Here is a 19,069-nt window from a genome sequence, read left to right as displayed (position 1 = left end):
GCTCGTTCAAACTCCCAGATAGGTCTGCAGCTTGTCGATGCTTTGCGCCACGTCCGCGGCCGCGATCATGTCGACCACGCGGCCGTCTTCCATGACGTAGTGGCGGTCGGCCACGGTGGCGGCAAAGTGGAAGTTCTGCTCCACGAGGAGGATGGTGAAGCCGCGCTGCTTGAGCTGGCGGATGATCTCGCCGATGCGCTGCACGATTACCGGCGCCAGGCCTTCGGTCGGCTCGTCCAGCAGCAGCAGGTCGGCGCCGGTGCGCAGGATGCGGCCGATCGCCAGCATCTGCTGCTCGCCGCCGGAGAGCTTCGTTCCCTGGCTGCGGCGGCGCTCCTTGAGATTGGGGAAGAGGCCGTAGATGTCGTCGATGCCCATGCCGCCCGGCTTCACTGCCGGCGGCAGCATGAGATTTTCCTCCACGTTCAGGCTCGAGAAGATGCCGCGCTCCTCGGGGCAATAGGCGATGCCGAGACGGGCGATCGCATTGGATGGCTGGCCCACCGTTTCCTTGCCATCGAAGCGTACCGAGCCCTTGCGCCTGCCGACGATGCCCATGATCGAACGCAACGTCGTCGTCTTGCCCGCGCCGTTGCGGCCGAGCAGCGTGACGAGCTCGCCGCGACCAATCTCGAAGCCAACGCCGTGCAGGATGTGCGACTCGCCGTACCAGGCTTCGAGTCCCTCGACCGCGAGGAGGACGTCATGCATGGCCGGTTCCGACATAGGCCTCGACGACCTGCGGGTTCTTCGACACGGTTTCGTAAGGTCCTTCTGCCAGCACCTCGCCCCGCGCCAGCACGGTGATGGTGTTGGAAAGATCGGCGACGACCGACATGTTGTGCTCGACCATCAGCACGGTGCGGTCGCGCGCGACGGTGCGGATGAGGCTGGCGATGCGCTTGATGTCTTCATGGCCGAGGCCAGCCATCGGCTCGTCGAGCAGCATCATCTCCGGATCGAGCGCGAGCGTGGTAGCGATCTCCAGCGCGCGCTTGCGGCCGTAGGGCAGCTCGACCGCGGGCAGTTCCGAGAAGGCGCCGAGGCCGACCGCCTCGACCAGCTCGAGCGCCCGCGCATCCAGCCTGTCGAGAGCGCGCTCGGATCGCCAGAAGAAGAAGGAATTGCGAAGCTTCCGCTGCAAGGCGACGCGCACGTTCTCCCGCACGCTGAGATGCGGGAAGACAGCCGAGATCTGGAAAGAGCGAACCAATCCCATGCGCGCGATGGCCGCAGGCGAGTTGCCCGTGATTTCGCGTCCGTTGAAACGGATGCGGCCTGACGTCGGCGTCAGGAAATGGGTGAGGAGATTGAAGCAGGTCGTCTTGCCGGCGCCGTTGGGACCGATCAGCGCATGAATCGTATGGCGGCGAACGTGCAAATTCACGTCCTTGACCGCCACAAAACCCCTGAATTCCTTGGTTAATCCCGTTGCCTCGAGAATTGCTTCTTCTTTGGCCATCCGCTCTCCCTTTGCGGTGCCGCGACTTAATCGAAGCTTTGTCGCGATGTCCAGCGGGCGCTATGCCCCAGGTTTGTCACCGCGCTTCCGACCGGGCGCGTGCTACCCACACGCTGAGGGGTAGGGTGCAAAATGGCGGTGGCTGCCGGAAAGCCCGAGGCGTTGCCTTTGGGTCATGACACCAATCCACCGGCGGGCGACTTTTCGTCCGCGTGGCTGGTGGCGCCGGCATCGCTGCGCAAGGTGTTGGGGCTGGCAGCGCTACCGGTCCTGATCTCGATCTGGGCGCTGCTGTCGCCGCCGGTCGTCCTGTCGCTGGAGATGACCTGGGACTTCCTGTTCAATCTTGCGGGCGCCTGGCACCTGCATTTCGGCCATGTCCCCCATGTCGACTTCCACGAGCCCGTCGGCCAATTGAACTTCCTGCTGACGGCGATCGGCTTCGATCTGGTGGGCTTCGGCCCGCCCGCCTTCCTCGTTGGCTCCGTGCTGATGGCGGTGGCACTTTTCGTGGCGGCGACCGGCGTGGCATGGCGGCGGCTGCCCGCTGTGCCGGCTGCGATCTTCGTCGTTTTCGTCTGTCTGCTCGCCCTGATGCCTGCCAACGTCGGTGACCGACCCACCGCTTACTCCTTCGCCATGTCCTACAATCGATATGGCTGGAGCTGCATAAGCATCCTGTTCCTGATCCTGTTCCTGCCCGCACATTCGGGACGCCGGATCGATGCCGTGGATATCGCGGTCGCGGCCGCCGTGCTGGTGGCGATGTTCTACCTCAAGATGACCTACTTCGTGATGGGTATCGCGGCGCTCTTCGTGGCGGCGTTCGTTTGCCCGCATGTCCGACGGGCGCACGCCGGCTGGACCGCGGTCGCGATCGGCGCCTTCGCGTTGGCGGTGGCGCCCTTCAACAGACCTTACTGGGCTGACCTCCTTGCCGCGGCGGGCTCGGGGCAGCTGCGCAACGAACTGAGCGACTACATCAACAGTTTCCTCACATACGTCAGCGAGTATGCGCCCTATCTCGCGGCCCTTGCCGTCGCCCTCTGGATGTGGCGGCGAAGGGACGCGCCGTTGCGGCTGCCCGTGGCGACCGGCTTCATCCTGGCCGCCAGTTCCGCCCTGCTGTCGCAGAATGCGCAAACGCACCGCCTGCCGGCAGCAGTCGTCATTGTCTTTCTGTTCTATGCCGTGCTGCGCGAACGTCGCCTGCGGCACCTCCATGGCGGAAGCCTGGGTCTTCTGTTGGCTCTTCTGGTCTTCCCGCTGCTCTCCATCGGCACGTCGCTGAAAAGCCTCAGCAGCTATCATCGCGACGCCATGCGCCAGAACGCGCAGATAATCGACAGCACCAACTTGCGCGGGCTTGCCGTTCGCCCCGCGGAGCCCGGCCTCCTTGCGGCATTTTCGAGCGGCCCGGCCGACTACCACCTGCTGAACCGAGTGCGAGCCGTCTCGCCGCGCTTCGAGTTGTCGCCCGGCGAGTATGTCGAGACGCTGCTCGACGCCGCGGCGTTGCTTAAAAAAATCCCGGGCGGCGTCGGCCGTGTCGTGGTTCTCGACCAGGTCAATCCATTTCCCTTCATGCTCGGCTTGACGCCGCCGCGCGGCGGCAATCTCTGGGCGTGGACAGGCGCGCCCCTGCAGCCTGCCGAAAAGGTCTTCGCCGATGCCGATCACGTGCTGATCCCGAAATTTTCGACGTACAGCTTGTGGACCAACCGAGCGCTGGCCGCGTATGGGCCCCATCTCGAGCGGCGCTTTCCCATCCGCTCCGAGAGCAAGAGCTGGATCCTGCTGAACCGCGGCCCCGCCGCTTCAGCAGGCGGAGACGGCGGCCAGCCCGCATCGGCAGCGTTGTTGGCCACCGAAGCCACGGAGCAAGCTCCCTGAAAGCGCCAGCGGTGTTGGTTACGCCCTTGGCACGGCAGCAGAAGAAACGCTAAGGTCCGGCCGTGTGCGGCGCTGCCGCATGTGGGAGGTAGTATCGTATGAGAGTTTCGAATGTTGCCCGGCTCGCGGCCACCCTCGCGGCCGGTGTGGGCCTCACCGTCATGGGGCTCGCCGTCATCGCCCGGGCCCAGACGCCGGCGCCCCTCAAGATCGGTGTCATGGATGGCTTCTCCGGCGTCTACGGCGACCTGACGCAGGGTGAGGTCGAGGCCATGCAGCTCGCCATCGAGGATGTCGGCGGCAAGGTGCTTGGCCGCCCGATCGAGATCCTGTCGGCCGACCATCAGACCAAGCCCGATGTCGGCGCGGCTATTGCGCGCAGATGGTACGACGTCGACGGCGTGAAGATGATCACCGGCCTCGGCACCTCGTCGGTCGCGCTGGCCGTGCGCAAGATCAGCCAGGAAAAGGGCTTGATCGACATCAACACGGGCGCGGCCTCGGCCGATCTCACCGGCCCCGCCTGTTCGGCGACGGGCGCTCATTGGGTCTACGATACCTATGCGCTGGCCCACGTGACCGGCGATGCGATGGTGAAGGCCGGCGGCGACAGCTGGTTCTTCATCACTGCCGACTATGCCTTCGGCCACTCGCTCGAACGCGACGTTACTGCGGTCGTGAAAGCCGCCGGCGGCAAGGTGCTGGGCAGCGTGCGACATCCGCTCAGCACGCAGGACTTCTCGTCGTATCTGCTGCAGGCCCAGGCCTCGAAGGCCAAGGTGATCGGCCTTGCCAATGCCGGGCAGGACACGATCAACGCCATCAAGCAGGCCGGCGAGTTCGGCATCGTCAAGGGCGGCCAGAAGCTTGCCGGCCTGCTGGTGTTCGCCACCGACGTGCAGTCGCTGACCCTTCCGGTGGCTCAGGGCCTGGTGCTGACCGAAGCATTCTACTGGGATCTGAACGACGAGACCCGCGCCTGGACCAAGCGCTATCGCGCCAAGAAGGACAAGCTGCCGAGCATGCTGACGGCCGGTGTCTACAGCTCGACCCTGCACTACCTCAAGGCAGTCCAGGCCGCGGGCACGGACGATGCCAAGGCCGTGATGGCGAAGATGCGCGAGATGCCGGTCAACGACATGATGACCAAGAACGGCAAGCTGCGCGAGGATGGCCGCCTCATCCGCGACATGTACCTGTTCCAGGTGAAGTCGCCGGCGGAATCCAAGAGCAAGGACGACATCTACAAGCTGATCGCCACGGTACCGGGCGACAAGGCCTATCGCCCGCTCAAGGAAGGCAAATGCCCGCTGATCAAGGATTAGCCTCCTGCATCTTTTTCCGAAAGGGCGCCCAAACCGGCGCCCTTTCTATTTGCATCGAAGGCGCGCGCGTTTCTCTGCCTCCGCCCTTGCGTCCGGTCGAGGCGCCCTGTCTTATCGCCGGACGCAGTCTGCGAACCAGGGCCTAGGGAGTGACGTCAGGTGACTGTTCAAGATCGCCCACTGAGGGGCGCCTGGAAGATTACCGGGCTGCTGTTCCTCTTCATGCTGATCAACTTCGGCGACAAGGTCGTGGTCGGCCTCGCCAAGGGGCCGATCTCCGAAGAACTGAACCTGAGCCCCGAGCAATACGGTCTCCTCGCCTCGTCCTTCTTCTTCCTCTTCGCGGTGTCGGCCGTGGTGGTCGGCTTTATCGCCAATCGGATACGGGCGCGCCGGGTCCTGCTGGCGATGGCCATCATCTGGTCCCTGGTGCAGTTTCCCATGCTGACGACGGTGAACCTGGAAGTGCTGATGGCGTGCCGGATCGTCCTCGGCATAGGGGAAGGGCCGGCCGCGGCCGTGGCCGTGCACGCAACCTACAAATGGTTCCCCGACAAGCTGCGCGGACTGCCGACGGCGATTCTCGCCCAAGGCTCCGCGCTCGGCGTCATTGTCACCGTTCCGGCGCTCAACTGGATCATCCTGCACTATTCCTGGCATTGGGCCTTTGGCGCCCTCGGCATCGCCGGACTGCTGTGGGCGGTGGCGTGGCTGATCTTCGGTAGCGAAGGCACGCTGGTCGACCACCCGGCTGGCGGCGGCTCCCACGACGCCCACATCCCATACCGCTACCTGCTGACCTGCCCCAGCATCGTCGCGGCGGCCTGCACTTGCTTTTCCGCCTACTGGGGCCTGTCGCTCGGCCTCACCTGGTTCACCTCCTACCTGCGCGAGGCTTTGGGTTACTCGCAGCAGGAGGCTGGCACCTTCACCATCCTGCCGTGGATCTTCGGCTTCTTCGTCGTGATGATCGGCGGCTATATCTCCCAGCGGCTGAGCTCGAAGGGCGCTTCGAGCCGCATCGCCCGCGGCATCTTCCCTGCCACCACCCTGATCCTGGGCGGCTGTCTCATGCCGTTCGTTGGCAGCCTGCCGTCGCCGGCATTCAATCTCGCCCTTCTCATTTTCGGCTCGGCGATCGGCAGCACAGTCTATGTCGTCCTGCCGATGATTGTCAGCGAGCTGACGCCGCACCCTCAGCGAGCGGCGATGCTCGCCACATCGGGCGCGTTCTACACCTTGGCCGGTATCATCGCCCCCTTCGTCATGGGCAAGGTCATTCAGGACGCCGCCACGCCGGCTGCGGGATACGAGTTCGGCTATCTGATCATGGGCTGTCTGATGATCGCGGGCGGCCTGATCGGCTTCCTGTTGATCCGGCCGGAAGCAGACCGCAAGCGCCTTGCCATGCGTATGACAACTGCCCCGGCGATGCGGACGGCCAGCGCCTGACGGCCGAAGAACAGTCCGCTCCAATTCGCGCCTAAGTCTGGCCGTCGAGAAAGGCGCGCAGGAGTCCAGCGCATTGGGACGCGTGCGAGAAGGGCAGGCCATGTCGCGCCCGCCCCACGATGTTGAGCCGCGCGTCAGGCAGCAAGCGATGCAGCTCGGCCATGATCGGCACAGGGATGAACGGGCTGCCGTCGGGATGCAGCAGGAGAACCGGGCAGCAAACCTCGTCGAGCCGCGACGTGAGATCGGTGCCGACCAGGACACCGAGCGCCTTCAGGATCGAGTCGCGTGGCCAGTCGGCCTGTTGCGCCTCGAACCATGTTTCCTCCTTTGCCTCGAGGACACCGGAGTGGAAGCGATCGGGCATGAAGGCATGCGACCAGCCGGCAGAACCGCCGTGATCGAGCTGACCGCACCACACCTCGACGCGCCGGATCGACGATCCGAGGTGCGCACCGTTGCTCACCGTCAGCGTGGCGATGCGTTCGGGTCGCGCGATCGCCGCGGCCAACGCGACCGTGCCGCCCAGCGACTCGCCGACAAGATTGAAGCGGTCGAGGCCGGCGGCGTCGGCCACGGCGAACAGATCGTCGATCATGCGTTGCAATGACCATTCGAAGTCCGCCGGCGGACGCGACGAGCGGCCGCAGCCGCGCATGTCGAAGGCGACGAGCGGATAGCGATCGATCAGCGCCGGGAACCAGCCCCGCCACAGCATCGCGCTGCTGCCGATGCCGTGATGGAACACGATCGGCAGTCCCTTGGTCCGCCATGGGGCGGTGATATCGACGGCGTCGTAGTGCACCGCGCCGTCGGCCGTCCGGGCGACGGGCATCACAACCGGCTATTTCACCGAAGAGAAAGCCGTGGGCGCGAGGAACTGATTGGAGACATTGGCGACGATCTGACCGTCCTTCTCCGTCTCGGCGCGCCTCGCATGCCATTCCGGGTCGGCGGCGAAGGCGTTCCACTTCTTCTCACGATCGGCCAGCGACTCCCACTGCAGGAAGTAGGTCAGCTCCTGGTTCGACTCGCCCACCAGCGTGGTGAAGAAGCCCGCCTGCTTGATGCCGTGCTTCTCCCACAGCTTCAGCGTGATGTTGGCGAAGCGGTTGAGCAGCGCCGGCAGCCGTCCGGGCAGACAACGATAGACACGCATTTCATAGATCATGTTTTGCTCCCTCTGGAAATGGCCGGTCAGTAACCGCCGCCGAAGCGCGGCGCGAATCCGCCGGCCTTGGATTCGATGTGGCAGGTGAAGGGCGCGCCGAAGTGGCAAGGCATCAACCTTGCACCGGACCCGGCGCAATGCTCCAGCGCCGTCTTGCGGCTCTTGCGGGCGTTGTCCTGGTCGAGGCAGGCGAAGCTGTTCCACTCGGGATGATAGATCTGCAGCGCATGATGCAGGATGTCGCCGCAGAACAGCGCTTTCTCGCCTTTCGATTCGAACTTGATGGCAATGGTGCCGGGCGTGTGGCCGGGCGCGGGTTCTACTTTCAGAGTTTCGTCGAGGGCAGCGGCCCCCGTCACCATCTGCGCGAGGCCGGCCTCGACTACCGGCAGCACCGAGTCGCGAAACGAGCCCCCGTTGGCCGGCCCCTTCTGCGGGGTCGTTGTCGATCTGCCGATAGAAGTCGTAGTCCTCGCGGCTGAAGACGTACTTCGCGTTCCTGAACGTCGGCACCCAGCGGCCGTTGTCCAACCTCGTGTTCCAGCCGACATGATCGACATGCAGGTGTGTGCACATCACCATGTCGATCTCGTCAGGCTTGACGCGCGCCGTCGCCAGACGCTCGAGATACCTGGTCTCCATCATGTGCCACTTCGGCCGATAGGCGCGCGGCTTGTGATTGCCGACACAGGTGTCGATCAGGATACGCTTGCCGCCGATCTTGATCAGCCAGCTATGGACGCTGAGCTTCAGGAAGCCAGAGGCTTCGTCATAGTGATTGGGCAAGAGCCAGTCGCGATGCTGGCGCACGACATCGGTGTTCCAGGCCGGAAAGAATTGCTGGGCCTCGAAGTTGAGCTCGTAGCTCTCCTCGATACGGGTGACGATGGCGCCACCCAGCTCCAGTTCGACCATTGTTTCCCCTTCTGGCTCCGGCGGCGAGCTTAAGGGGATGACGTCGCCTAGAACAGGCGGACACCGAGCGATTTTCGATAGCCGAACACCGCGCCCGCGGCGGCACATGCGGTCCCGACGACCAGCACGGCGAGAACACAAAGCCCGACCAGATGCGCATCGAGAAGCCGCGGCCAGGCGCGCGCGATCAACAGCGCCAGGGTGAAATAGAGGGTCGCGGACACGATGCCGAGCGGCACGCCGAACAAGGCGCCCAGGTAAGCATTGGACACCCAACGCCGACCGGCAAAGAATCCCATCGCCACAGCGATGAGGCTCGCAAGAACGGCCCCGACGGTTTCCACGATACGCAACGCTCCTTCACTGAATTCTCGCCTTCCGACGAGGCACGGTCGAATCTGCGGCCAACCTACACGACCTTGCAGCATGCCGGGACAAGCGAACTCGCATGTCTGACGAGCCGATTTCGACCTCGCCCGCCGCGCTTCGATCACGTCCGGTGTCCGGCGAGCAAGACCGAAAAGCCCGGCGGCGAAGGCAATATCGAGGGCCGCGGCTTCCATAGGCGAAGGCGACGGCGAGTTCACTTGTCCAGTTGTAACATTTGAAGCTGCACGTTTATTTGGCACCCTGTGGCCGATCTGGAGTAGGTAGGAGCGCATGTCTGATCGCCCCTTGCATTGGCTTACGGCGGCCGAACTCGCTGCACTTTACGCCCGTCGCGAACTCTCCCCCGTCGAAACGACCGATGCCATGTTGAAGCGCGCTGAAGCATTCCAGCCGCGCCTCAATTTCCTGGTGCTGATCGACCATGGCGGCGCACTCGATGCGGCCCGCGCCTCCGAAGCGCGCTGGATGAAAGGCGAGCCCCTGTCGCCGCTGGATGGCGTGCCGACCTCGATCAAGGATACGACCGCCGTCAAAGGCTGGCCGACACGGCTCGGCTCCCAAGCCACCGACGAGACGCCGGCCGGCGAGGACGCACCGGTGGTCGCCTGCCTGCGCGCAGCCGGCATGCCCATCCTGGGCAAGACGACAACACCCGAGTTCGGCTGGAAGGCGCTCACCGACTCACCATTGCAGGGGACCACTCGCAGCCCGTGGAACCTTGCGCACTCACCGGGCGGCTCGTCAGGGGGCGCCGCGGCGATGACCGCTGCCGGCGTGGCGCCGTTCAATCACGGCACCGATGGCGGCGGCTCGATCCGTATCCCGGCGGCGCATACCGGCCTCGTCGGACTGAAGCCGTCATTCGGACGCATCGCCCAGTATCCGGCCGATGCGCCGTTCGCCGATGTGGTGAGCCAAGGCGTTTTGGCGCGCAGCGTCCTCGACACGGCCCTCGCCCTGAATGCCGCAGCCGGGCCTGATCCGCGCGACTGGCGCTCCCTGCCGCCCGATCCGCGCGATCACACGATCGGTCTCGAGGACGGCGTGCGCGGCTGGAAGATCGGGCTGAGCCTCGACTTCGGGCATGTCGAGGCCGACCCCGAGGTACGTACGCTCGTGGCTGCAGCGGCCGGGCGCTTCGAACAGCTCGGCGCCCATGTCGAGGAAGTGGGCCCGCTGATCGAGCCGTTGCAACGCGCCTTCGAGCCGCTCTGGATCGGCAGCTTCGCCACGCGCCTGCGTCAGATCCCGAGCCAGCTTCATGGCAAGCTCGATCCCGGCTTCCGCGCCGCCGCCGAGAAGGGGCTTGCGATCACATTGGCCGACTATGCGCGGTCGTATGAAGCACGATCCCGGCTCGCGCGCGACATGGCCCTGTGGCACCAGAACTACGACTTGCTGCTGGCGCCGGTGACGCCCACCGCCGCGCCGACGGTCGACACACTCTACAATTCGGAGACTTTCCCGCGTTGGACCAAGGGCGCCCCCTACACCTTGCCCTTCAATCTTACCGGACAGCCGGCAGCCTCGATGCCGGCCGGTCTCACCTCGGCCGGCCTGCCGGTCGGAATCCAGATCGTCGGTCCGGTCCGCGCCGACCATCTCGTCCTGCGCGCGATGCGCGCCTACGAGAGCCGAGGCGACTGGACCTGGCCGCAGACCATAGTTGTGAAAACCTTGGCCGGCCTTTAGCCGTACACGGCCTGGAGGGCCTCAAGCGGCCGCACGGGCGAATGCGCCCGCGATGATCAATCGAGATCCATTCCGTCCATGCCGGCGTTCCTGCGCGCCTTCTTGGCCAGCTCGGAAAGGACCTTGCCGGCCTGGTAGGGATCGATCACCTGCTCCGCCATCGGCCCCTTGTGCCAGCCCTCGGCGACGGCGAACTGGCCGTTGCCGGCCTGGAAGACGCGGCCGGTGATATCGCGGCTCTGCTCGCTCACCAGCCAGGTCGCGACCGGCGCGATCCACCTGGGATCGCGCCGCTTCTTGTCGTCGTCGCTGTATTGCCGCAGATCCTCGGTCATGCGCGTGAAGGCCGAGGGCGAGATCGAGTTGACGGTGATGCCGTAGCGGCCGAGCTCACGCGCGGCGATGACGGTGAAAGAGGCGATGCCGGCCTTGGCAGCGCCGTAGTTGGTCTGGCCGATATTGCCGTAAATGCCCGACACGGAGGTGGTGGTGACGATGCGCGCGTCGACCGGCCCACCCTTTTGCTTGGCGAGATCGCGCCAATAGGCGGCGGCATGGCGCGCCGGCGCGAAGGTGCCCTTGAGATGCACCTTGATCACGGCGTCCCACTCGTCCTCGCTCATGTTGACCAGCATGCGGTCGCGCAGGATGCCGGCGTTCAGCACCAGCGCGTCGAGCTTGCCGAAAGCCTGGATCGCCTGGTCCACCATGCGCTTGGCGCCGTTCCAGTCCGACACGTCGTCGCCGTTGGCGACCGCCTCCCCGCCCTTGGCCTTGATCTCGTTCACGACCTGTTGAGCAGGCCCGACATCGTGACCCTTGCCGGCGCGGTCGCCACCCAGATCGTTGACGACCACCTTGGCGCCGTGCTCGGCCAGCATCAGGCAATGCTCGCGGCCGACCCCCCGGGCCCCGCCCGTCACGATCGCCACACGGCCTTCACACAATCTCGCCATTGCACCCTCCCGTCTTTTGCGTGTCTGGAAAGCTCGGTCCTGCGCTAGTCTAGCGGCTGGAAGAGGAGGATCGCCATGGACACGCTGCCGCTCGCCACTCCCGAACAGGTCGGCCTTTCCGCAGCGCGGCTCGCGCGTGTCGGCCACTGGATGAAGACCTGGGTCGATAGCGGGCGGCTCCCGGGCCTCGTGACCTGCGTGATGCGCCGGGGCGAACTCGCCTTCGCCGAGGCCTACGGCAAGGCCGACGTGGAGCGCAACAAGCCGGTGCGGCCGGACACCATCTTTCGCATCTACTCCATGACCAAGCCGCTCACCTCGACGGCGATCATGATGCTCTACGAAGAGGGGCGCTTCCAGCTCGACGACCCGATCTCGAGGTTCCTGCCGGCCTTCAGGAACATGCGGGTCTTCGCCGGCGGCAGCCGTGGCAAGATCGAGTCGGTGCCGGCCGAGCGCGAGATCACCTTCCGGGACCTGCTCACGCACACGTCGGGCCTCACCTACGGCTTCATGGAGAGCAATCCCGTCGATGCGCTCTATCGCGCCAAGGACGGAGTCGATTTCCAGACCGCCGAGACGAGGCTCGCCGAGGTCGTGGACAAGCTCGCGACGTTCCCGTTGATCGCCCAACCCGGCACGGCGTGGAACTACAGCGTCTCGACCGACGTGCTCGGCCGCCTCGTCGAGGTGATCTCGGGCGAGCCATTCGAGAAGTATCTCATCGAGAAGGTCACACGGCCGCTCGGCATGGTCGACACCGATTTCCACGTGCCGAATGCCAAGCACGATCGCTTCGCTGCCAACTATCAGCCCAGCCCGGACGGCAAGCTCGCATTGATCGACGATCCGGCAAAGAGCCGCTACCTCAAGCCGCGCAAGGTGAATTCGGGCGGCGGCGGGCTGGTCTCGACCGCCGCCGACTATCTCCGCTTCTGCAGGTTCATGCTGAACAAGGGCCAGCTCGACGGCGTGCGCCTGCTCGGCCGCAAGACGGTCGAGCTGATGACCATGAACCATCTCAAAGGCGACATGGCCGACATGGGCACGCCCCGCTTCTCCGAGTCCACCTATTACGGCATCGGCTTCGGCCTCGGCTTCTCGATCATGATCGATCCCGCCAAGGCGCACATCGTCGGGACGCCCGGCGAATATGCGTGGGGCGGCGCGGCCTCGACCGCCTTCTGGTGCGATCCCGCCGAGGACATGGCCGTGGTGCTGCTGACCCAGCTCATGCCCTCCTCGACCTATCCAATCCGCCGCGAGCTGCGGGTACTCACCTATCAGGCGATCGTGGACTGAAGCGGCGCGCGGCGAGGCGTATGCGCAACACCGGGCCCATCACCGTCAGGAAGCTGCATCCGCTCTTTGGAGCGGAGGTCTCGGGCATCGACATCACTCGCCCGCTGAGCGCTCGCGAGTTCGGGCCGATCCGCGCGGCCTTCGAGGAGCATTCGGTGCTCCTGTTCCGCGATCAGCCGATGGATGACGAAAAGCAGATCCGGTTCAGCGAGAATTTCGGGCCGCTCGATACGACCGGCAGCGCCAATCCCGCCGCCGGAACAAAATTCGCGCGCCAGTCGAACCTCGACATCCTGACCGGCGAGCCGATCCCGCCCGACGACATGCGCATGATCTACCAGAAGGCCAACTACTTCTGGCACTCGGACTCCTCGTTCAAGCGCATCCCCTCGCTCTGCTCCATCCTGACCGCACGCATCTGCCCTCCCGAAGGCGGCAACACGGAATTCCTCAGCATGCGCGCGGCATGGCAGGCGCTGCCGCCGGCGCTGCAGGCGACGATCGAGCCCTTGATCGCAGAGCATGCGCTGGAATATTCGCGCAACCGCGTGCAGAAGGGGATTCTCAGCGCGAAGGCCCTGGCCGAGCTGCCGCCCGTGAAGCAGCGGCTGTTCCGGGACAATCCCGTCAACGGTCGGCGCGCGCTCTATATCGGCGCCCATGCCGGCTTCATCGTCGGCTGGCCGCGCGCGACCGGCGAGGCGCTGCTCTTCGAGCTGACCGAGCGCGCCGACCAACCCGGGTTTCGCTTGTCACATGCCTGGCGTGAAGGCGACGTGATCGTCTGGGACAATCGCGCCGTCCTGCACCGTGCCACCCACTACGATGCGGTGAAGCACAAGCGTCTGATGCAACGTACGACCATCGGCGGCGACGCAGCGACGGTGATGCAATAGGCGATGCCCTACTCGACGTCCGTCGCCCCGCCCGTCAAGCCGACCGCAGCCGTTCCCGACGGTCTTCCGCCTGGCCTCCCACGCGTTCTGGCGGTGGCCACCATCACCATCGGGCTGTCGATGGCGGTGCTCAGCAACTCGATGACCAATCTGGCGCTGCCCTACATCGCCCAGGATCTGGAGATCTCGGCCGAAACGTCGATCTGGATCGTGAACGCGAGCCAGATCGCCCAGATGATCTGCCTGCTGCCCCTCGCAGCACTGGGCGACATCGTCGGCTATCGCCATGTCTACCGCGCCGGGCTGCTGCTGTTCTGCGTCGCCTCCGTAGGCTGTGCACTCGCCCCGTCGCTCGCCTGGCTGCTGGCCGCCCGCACCCTTCAGGGGCTCGGTGGCGCCGGCCTGATGGCGATCCAGCCGGCGCTGGTACGCGCCATCTATCCGCGCAACATGCTGGGGCGCGGGCTCGGCTTCAACACCACCGTCGTCGCCACCACGCTTGCCGCCGGCCCCAGCCTTGGCGCAGCGCTCCTCACCGTTTCGTCCTGGCCGATCCTGTTCGCGGTCTACATTCCGCTTGGCCTCGTCTCGTTCGTCCTGGGTGAGCGCTATCTGCCGCGCACCACCCACGTGCGCCGGCCGTTCGACATCCTCTCGGCGATCCTGTCGGGCACGACTTTCGGCCTGCTGATCTTCGGCATCGACGGCATCGCACACGGACATTCCTGGGAGGTCATCCTGGCCGAGATGGGAGGCGCGGCGTCGCTCGGCGCGCTGTTCATCTGGCGGCAAACGCGGCTCGCCCACCCCATGATGCCGATCGACATTTTCAAGCGGCCGATCTTCTCGCTCTCGATCACTACCTCGAGCTGCACCTTCGTGGCGCAGGGGCTGGCCTATGTCAGCCTGCCGTTTTTCTTCCACACGGTACTCGGACGCAGTGCCACCGACACCGGCATCCTGCTCACCGCCTGGCCTCTGGCTCTCGCCGTCATCGCGCCGTTCGCCGGGCGACTCGCCGACCGCTATCATGCCGGCGTCCTGGGAGCGATCGGCCTGTCGAGCATGACGACGGGTCTCGTCCTCACCGCCCTTCTGCCGGAGCAACCCTCGACCGCCGACATCATGTGGCGGCTGATGCTGTGCGGGGCCGGCTTCGGCATCTTCGCCTCGCCCAACAACCGCCTGATGATGAACGCCGTGCCGCGCGATCGCAGCGGCAGCGCCGGCGGCATTATCGCCACCTCGCGCACGCTCGGCCAGACCATGGGCGCCGCACTGGTGGCGCTGACCTTCGGCCTGTTCGATTTCTCCGGCGGGGGCGAGGAGGCCAACGCCGCCGCCCACGCCGCTCTCTGGCTGGGCGCCGGCTTCGCCGGCACCGCGCTGGTCATCGGCAGCATGCGCATGCGGCTGCAGCGGTGAAGCCATGACTCGCGCGATTTTCGCCCTCCTCCTCCTCGCGGCGGCCATAGGTGGATGCGTCACCACCTCCGACAGCGACAGGGCACTCGAGCGAATGCAGCGCAATCACTACGCAGCCGTCGAGACAGCCGCCTGAGCGGGCGGGTTCACGCTCGCCTATCTGTTTCGTGATTCCCTGCGGTCACCACCGCCAACCTATCCTGAACGCATCCGGAGGTTGCCATGCCTCTTTTGACGTTCCTCGCGCTCGTCGCCCTGCTCGTCGAACTTTGCGCCTGCAGCACCGACCCGAAGAAGCAGGCCGCCATCGAAGAGCTGGAGCGTCGCCATACGACCTGGGCCGAAACCATGGGTGGCGGCGGGATGTAGTCAGGCCGCGCGGTGCATTTCGCGGAACAGTGAGGGCGCCATTCCAAATCCGCGCTCGAAGGCCGCGCCCAACCGCGCCGAAGAGCCGAGGCCGACGCGGCTTGCGATTACCTTGAGCGGCAGGTCCTTGGCGAGCAACGTGCGCGCCGCCTCGAGCCGCAGGCGTTCGACGAACTGCGCCGGCGTCTTGCCGGTGGCCTCGGTGAACTTGCGGTAGAAGCTCCGCTCCGTGAGCCCGGCACGGCGGGCGAGGGTCGGCACGTCGAGCGGCCCGTCGAGACGGGACTGCATCCATTCGACGAGCTCGGCGAACGGCGCCTCGGCCCTGGTCTGCGCCTGCAGGAGCGGACTGAACTGCGACTGGTAGCCGGGCCGGCGCACGTAAAGCACGAAGTGGCGCGCGATGAGGTTCGCGGTGGCGGCGCCAAGATCTGCCTCGACAATCGCCAGCGCCATATCGATGCCGGTAGTGACACCGGCCGAGGTCCAGACCTTGCCGTCCGCGACATAGAGTGCGTCGGCGTCGACCGACAGCGCCGGATAGCGTTGCGCGAGCTTGTGGCAGCTCGCCCAATGCGTCGCCACGCGCCTGCCGTCGAGCAGCCCGGCGGCCGCCAGGACGAAGGCGCCGGTACAGACCGAGCCGTACCGCCTGGCGCGCGGCGTAGCGCGCTGCAGCCAGCGCCTGAGGTCGGCACGCGCCGTCACCGCCGGCAAGCCGCGCGAGCCACCCGCGACCAGAAGCGTGTCGGGCTGACCGCCGAAACGGCGACTTTGGATCTCGACGCCGCTGTTGGTCGCGACCGTGCCGCCGTCCGGAGAGACAATCCGCAGATCGTAGACCTGGCGGCCCGCCACCTCGTTGGCCGCGCCGAACACGGCGGCGGGCCCGGTGACATCGAGGAGCTGGCAGCCTTCATAGGCCAGGATGAAGAGGCGGTGCGGACGGGGCATTGGCAGATAATAGATGATATTTGTCATTCCTGCCAAGGGCGGAAGCGCCTAGACTCGGACTGAAACGAAACCATCGCCGGAGGCCAACATGACCGCGCCGCTCCATATCGGCATTTTGATCTACCCCAAGGTGACGCAGCTCGACGCCACCGGTCCGGCGCAGATGCTGGCGCGCGTGCCCGGCGCCAAGATCCATATGATCTGGAAGTCGCGCGATCCCGTGCCGACCGATGCCGGCTTTTCGATCGTGCCCAACGCAACCTTCGCAGACTGCCCGCAACTCGACCTCGTCTGCGTGCCCGGCGGCACCGGGCAGATCGAGCTGATGACCGATCAGGAGACGCTCGATTTCCTGCGCAAGCAGGCTGCGGGCGCGCGCTACGTCACGTCGGTCTGCACCGGATCGCTGGTGCTCGGGGCAGCCGGCCTGCTGAAGGGCTACAAGTCGGCCTGCCACTGGGCGTGGCGCGACATGCTGCCGGCCTTCGGCGCCATCCCGGTCGCAGAGCGCGTCGTCCGCGACCGCAATCGTATCTCCGGCGGCGGCGTGACGGCCGGCATCGATTTCGGTCTCGCCGTCGCGGCCGAGCTGGCGGGCGAGGAGACCGCCAAGTCGATCCAGCTCGCGTTCGAATACGACCCGCAGCCGCCCTTCGACTGCGGCTCGCCGGAGAAGGCCGGCGCCGGGCGCGTGGCCCGGATGCGCGAGCAACTCTCGGGCCTGCTCGAGGTCAGGCGCCGGGCGAACGATGCCGCGGCTGCCAGCCTTCCGTAGAATCCCTGGAAGCGTTTGATACAGAAGGATCGTTGGCCGACGGCGTCTCTCCCGCGATGATACAGCGGGAGGAATTCTGTCTTTGCCTGCGATCCCTGCATCCGTCCGATCAGCTTTTTCCGCGCTGGCTTGCACCCTTGCGCTGCTGTTCGGCGTCGGCGCCTCGGCGCAGGAGCTTCCCGCGTCCAAGATCACCGGCGAGGACCTCCGTCGCGCCCTGATCTGGACGGGCCACTACAGCGTGATGAGCGGCGGCGAGCCAGGCGTCATATTCCAAGAGGCCTTCCAGAGCTGGCAGAAGTCCAAGGGCTACATCGTCACCGATAAATTGTCCGAGGAGCAGGTCTCGGAACTCCTGGCAGAGGGGGCCAAGCAGCGCGACGAGCTCGGCTGGACCATGCTTGAGGACAAGTCGGTCGGGTTCTCGGTCGGCGTGCCGACGAAGCTCGTGAAGTTCGTGGCGGCGCGGCCGGCCGACGGGGCCCTTCGCTACGACTTCGAGGGCAAGGTCGGATACGTGGTCTGGGCGCACTACGGCGATCTCAGCTGCACCAAGATGGTCCAGGGATATGCCAGGCTGCTGCGCTTCGCCCACCCCTTCTACCGCGCCTACTATGGCGGAGGATTTGCCATGGCGGCCAAGGCGGGCGGCGGACAGATCGACTATCTGTACGTGCTCTGCCGAACCTCCGGGGGCATCGCGGCAGAGATCGACATTCCCGGTGGGCTGGTCGCCCGGCACGAGCTCCTGTTCTCCGCCATGGCCGACAGCCTGCGCCTCGATCGCCGCTTCAATCCGACCGCGCTGGCGCATCCCAGGATCGAGCCGCCGACGCCAACGGCTAGCGATTTCTACGTCGCCTCCACGTCCGGTTCTGCGGCGGCAAAAACCAAGCCGCAGGGCAAGGCCGACGACGCCGGCAAGACCGGCGAGATCAAGCGCGAGACCCGCGGCGACGAAAATCTCAGCGTCGAGCAGGTCTTCGACAAGGCATCGGCCGCCGTCTACAAGGTGGATGCCGGAGAGCGCCTGGGATCGGCGGTGGCGATCAGCGATCGCGAACTGCTGACCAACTGTCACGTCGTGAAGGACAAGACGCGTGTCACCATCGCACATGACAAGAGTCAACTGTCGGCCGATGTCGTGTCGATCAACGAGAGCGCCGATCGCTGTGTCCTACGCGCCGAGGCGGCGCTATCCAAGTGGGTAACGATACGGCCCTACGATGACATCAAGGTCGGCGAGCGTGCCGTCACGATCGGGACGCCCCAGGGATTGGAGCTTACGGTCGCCGAAGGCATCGTCTCCTCCAAGCGCACGCTGGAAGGCCGGCGCCTGGTCCAGACGACAGCCGCGATCTCGCAGGGCTCGTCCGGCGGCGGCCTGTTCGATGCCGAGGGCCACCTTCTCGGCATCACGACGTTCTACCTGAAGGTCGGCCAGAACCTGAACTTCGCGGTCGCGGCCGAGGACTTCGCAAAGTAGCGCGTGGACGGCTTCAGGCGGAGCCGGCGGTCGCGCTTTCGATGGTGACCGCCTTGCCCGCCGCCATGTCGAACTTCAGGCGCCGGACGTAGTCGAGGTCGCGGCCGGTCACGCGCACGAAGCGGCTGCCTTCGGGATAGTCGATGGCGTGGATGGCGCCCACGTCATAGACGCCGGCATGGCCGGGCTCGAGGCGGTAGCTCTTGACCTTCTCGAGCTTCGCCTCGCCCGCGCCGGTCCCTCGATCGACACGGCGGAATTCGGTCATATCGGTATGCTTGATCGCCTGCCCATAGACCGCCCACGAGCTGCCATGGTCGTGCGGCGGGCTCTTGTGCGGTTTGGCATTGCAATGCGCCAGCACGACAAAGCCCAGCTCCTTGTCCTCGTAGAGCTTGCGCGTGCCCATGGGCGCATCGGGTCCCACCGCCGCCTCGACGAACTGCCTGTTGGTCAGCAGCCTCTCCACAAGGACGCGTACCTTCTCGCGGCCCGCCGGCCCGTCGTTGGCTCCGAGCGCTGCTTGGGCGTCCTTGACGAACTGGTCGAGCGTGTAGGTCATTTGCAGACTCCGTCGATGTCGACAGGGAGCATCCGCAGCGCGCG

At 65.8% G+C, this 19,069-nt stretch carries 19 protein-coding genes and 1 pseudogene; 10 read left to right on the top strand and 10 right to left on the bottom strand.

Translation table 11 applies throughout. The features are described from left to right. Positions 1–6 precede the first annotated feature (6 nt). Positions 7–711: an ABC transporter ATP-binding protein gene (locus VH499_RS01305; protein ID WP_332050868.1), complete on the bottom strand. Its 705-nt coding sequence runs from the start codon at positions 709–711 to the stop codon at positions 7–9. Then, positions 704–1,462 carry an ABC transporter ATP-binding protein gene (locus tag VH499_RS01300; RefSeq protein ID WP_332050867.1) on the bottom strand — a complete coding sequence of 253 codons (759 nt, stop codon included), beginning with the start codon at positions 1,460–1,462 and terminating at the stop codon, positions 704–706. Before VH499_RS01300 ends, VH499_RS01305 begins: the two co-directional genes overlap by 8 nt. 132 nt (positions 1,463–1,594) lie before the next feature. On the opposite strand from VH499_RS01300, the gene VH499_RS01295 reads away from it, so the two are divergent. The 3 genes from VH499_RS01295 (at position 1,595) to VH499_RS01285 (ending at position 6,132) form a co-directional block, all read left to right on the top strand. Then, positions 1,595–3,355 carry a hypothetical protein gene (locus VH499_RS01295; RefSeq protein WP_332050866.1) on the top strand — a complete coding sequence of 587 codons (1,761 nt, stop codon included), beginning with the start codon at positions 1,595–1,597 and terminating at the stop codon, positions 3,353–3,355. Between the two features lie 98 nt (positions 3,356–3,453). After that, a complete protein-coding gene (locus VH499_RS01290; protein WP_414709728.1) occupies positions 3,454–4,680 on the top strand; it encodes an ABC transporter substrate-binding protein in 1,227 nt (408 codons plus the stop codon). 159 nt (positions 4,681–4,839) lie between these two features. After that, positions 4,840–6,132, top strand: coding sequence for an MFS transporter (locus VH499_RS01285; RefSeq protein ID WP_332050865.1), 1,293 nt, complete (start codon positions 4,840–4,842; stop codon positions 6,130–6,132). 31 nt (positions 6,133–6,163) lie between these two features. On the opposite strand, the gene VH499_RS01280 is transcribed toward VH499_RS01285, so the two are convergent. The 5 genes and pseudogenes from VH499_RS01280 to VH499_RS01260 all read right to left on the bottom strand — a co-directional run bounded on the left by VH499_RS01280 (position 6,164) and on the right by VH499_RS01260 (position 8,562). Continuing rightward, complete coding sequence (locus VH499_RS01280; protein WP_332050864.1) at positions 6,164–6,967, bottom strand: alpha/beta hydrolase; 804 nt, start codon at positions 6,965–6,967, stop codon at positions 6,164–6,166. Positions 6,968–6,976: 9 nt separating this feature from the next. Next, positions 6,977–7,303, bottom strand: coding sequence for an NIPSNAP family protein (locus VH499_RS01275; protein ID WP_332050863.1), 327 nt, complete (start codon positions 7,301–7,303; stop codon positions 6,977–6,979). Positions 7,304–7,329: 26 nt separating this feature from the next. Then, positions 7,330–7,698 carry an MBL fold metallo-hydrolase gene (locus VH499_RS01270; protein ID WP_332050862.1) on the bottom strand — a complete coding sequence of 123 codons (369 nt, stop codon included), beginning with the start codon at positions 7,696–7,698 and terminating at the stop codon, positions 7,330–7,332. A 94-nt stretch (positions 7,699–7,792) separates the two neighbouring features. Next, positions 7,793–8,218, bottom strand: a pseudogene (locus VH499_RS26105) (MBL fold metallo-hydrolase); the annotation flags it as partial. A gap of 47 nt (positions 8,219–8,265) precedes the next feature. Then, positions 8,266–8,562 (bottom strand): hypothetical protein, encoded by a 297-nt coding sequence (locus VH499_RS01260; protein ID WP_332050860.1) that lies wholly within the window; start codon positions 8,560–8,562, stop codon positions 8,266–8,268. 316 nt (positions 8,563–8,878) lie between these two features. Between VH499_RS01260 and VH499_RS01255 the strand changes: the two genes are divergently transcribed. Then, entirely contained in the window at positions 8,879–10,300 is a 1,422-nt protein-coding gene (locus VH499_RS01255; RefSeq protein WP_332050859.1) for an amidase, read from the top strand. 56 nt (positions 10,301–10,356) lie between these two features. On the opposite strand, the gene VH499_RS01250 is transcribed toward VH499_RS01255, so the two are convergent. Continuing rightward, a complete protein-coding gene (locus VH499_RS01250) occupies positions 10,357–11,256 on the bottom strand; it encodes an SDR family NAD(P)-dependent oxidoreductase (protein ID WP_332050858.1) in 900 nt (299 codons plus the stop codon). A gap of 75 nt (positions 11,257–11,331) precedes the next feature. Between VH499_RS01250 and VH499_RS01245 the strand changes: the two genes are divergently transcribed. From VH499_RS01245 to VH499_RS01230, 4 genes are all read left to right on the top strand, one after another. Next, on the top strand, positions 11,332–12,558 hold the full coding sequence (locus tag VH499_RS01245) for a serine hydrolase domain-containing protein (RefSeq protein WP_332050857.1): 1,227 nt from the start codon (positions 11,332–11,334) through the stop codon (positions 12,556–12,558). Between the two features lie 20 nt (positions 12,559–12,578). Further along, positions 12,579–13,454, top strand: coding sequence for a TauD/TfdA family dioxygenase (locus tag VH499_RS01240; RefSeq protein WP_332050856.1), 876 nt, complete (start codon positions 12,579–12,581; stop codon positions 13,452–13,454). A gap of 3 nt (positions 13,455–13,457) precedes the next feature. Beyond that, positions 13,458–14,879 carry an MFS transporter gene (locus tag VH499_RS01235; RefSeq protein ID WP_332050855.1) on the top strand — a complete coding sequence of 474 codons (1,422 nt, stop codon included), beginning with the start codon at positions 13,458–13,460 and terminating at the stop codon, positions 14,877–14,879. Positions 14,880–15,101: 222 nt separating this feature from the next. Continuing rightward, positions 15,102–15,248: a hypothetical protein gene (locus VH499_RS01230; RefSeq protein WP_332050854.1), complete on the top strand. Its 147-nt coding sequence runs from the start codon at positions 15,102–15,104 to the stop codon at positions 15,246–15,248. On the opposite strand, the gene VH499_RS01225 is transcribed toward VH499_RS01230, so the two are convergent. Continuing rightward, positions 15,249–16,202 carry a GlxA family transcriptional regulator gene (locus VH499_RS01225; RefSeq protein WP_332050853.1) on the bottom strand — a complete coding sequence of 318 codons (954 nt, stop codon included), beginning with the start codon at positions 16,200–16,202 and terminating at the stop codon, positions 15,249–15,251. It lies immediately after the preceding gene. 88 nt (positions 16,203–16,290) lie between these two features. Here VH499_RS01225 and VH499_RS01220 point away from each other — a divergent pair, with 88 nt between their 5' ends. Together VH499_RS01220 and VH499_RS01215 are read left to right on the top strand one after the other, a co-directional pair. Further along, positions 16,291–16,977: a DJ-1/PfpI family protein gene (locus tag VH499_RS01220; protein WP_332050852.1), complete on the top strand. Its 687-nt coding sequence runs from the start codon at positions 16,291–16,293 to the stop codon at positions 16,975–16,977. Positions 16,978–17,059: 82 nt separating this feature from the next. Next, on the top strand, positions 17,060–18,463 hold the full coding sequence (locus VH499_RS01215; protein ID WP_332050851.1) for a serine protease: 1,404 nt from the start codon (positions 17,060–17,062) through the stop codon (positions 18,461–18,463). Between the two features lie 13 nt (positions 18,464–18,476). On the opposite strand, the gene VH499_RS01210 is transcribed toward VH499_RS01215, so the two are convergent. Beyond that, positions 18,477–19,025, bottom strand: a complete 549-nt coding sequence (locus VH499_RS01210) for a hypothetical protein (RefSeq protein WP_332050850.1) — start codon at positions 19,023–19,025, stop codon at positions 18,477–18,479. Positions 19,026–19,069: the final 44 nt, after the last annotated feature.

Source organism: Reyranella sp. (assembly GCF_036558665.1).
Taxonomy (GTDB): domain Bacteria; phylum Pseudomonadota; class Alphaproteobacteria; order Reyranellales; family Reyranellaceae; genus Reyranella.
Note: the sequence above shows the minus strand (reverse complement) of the source record. Positions and strands in the feature narration are given on the sequence as shown.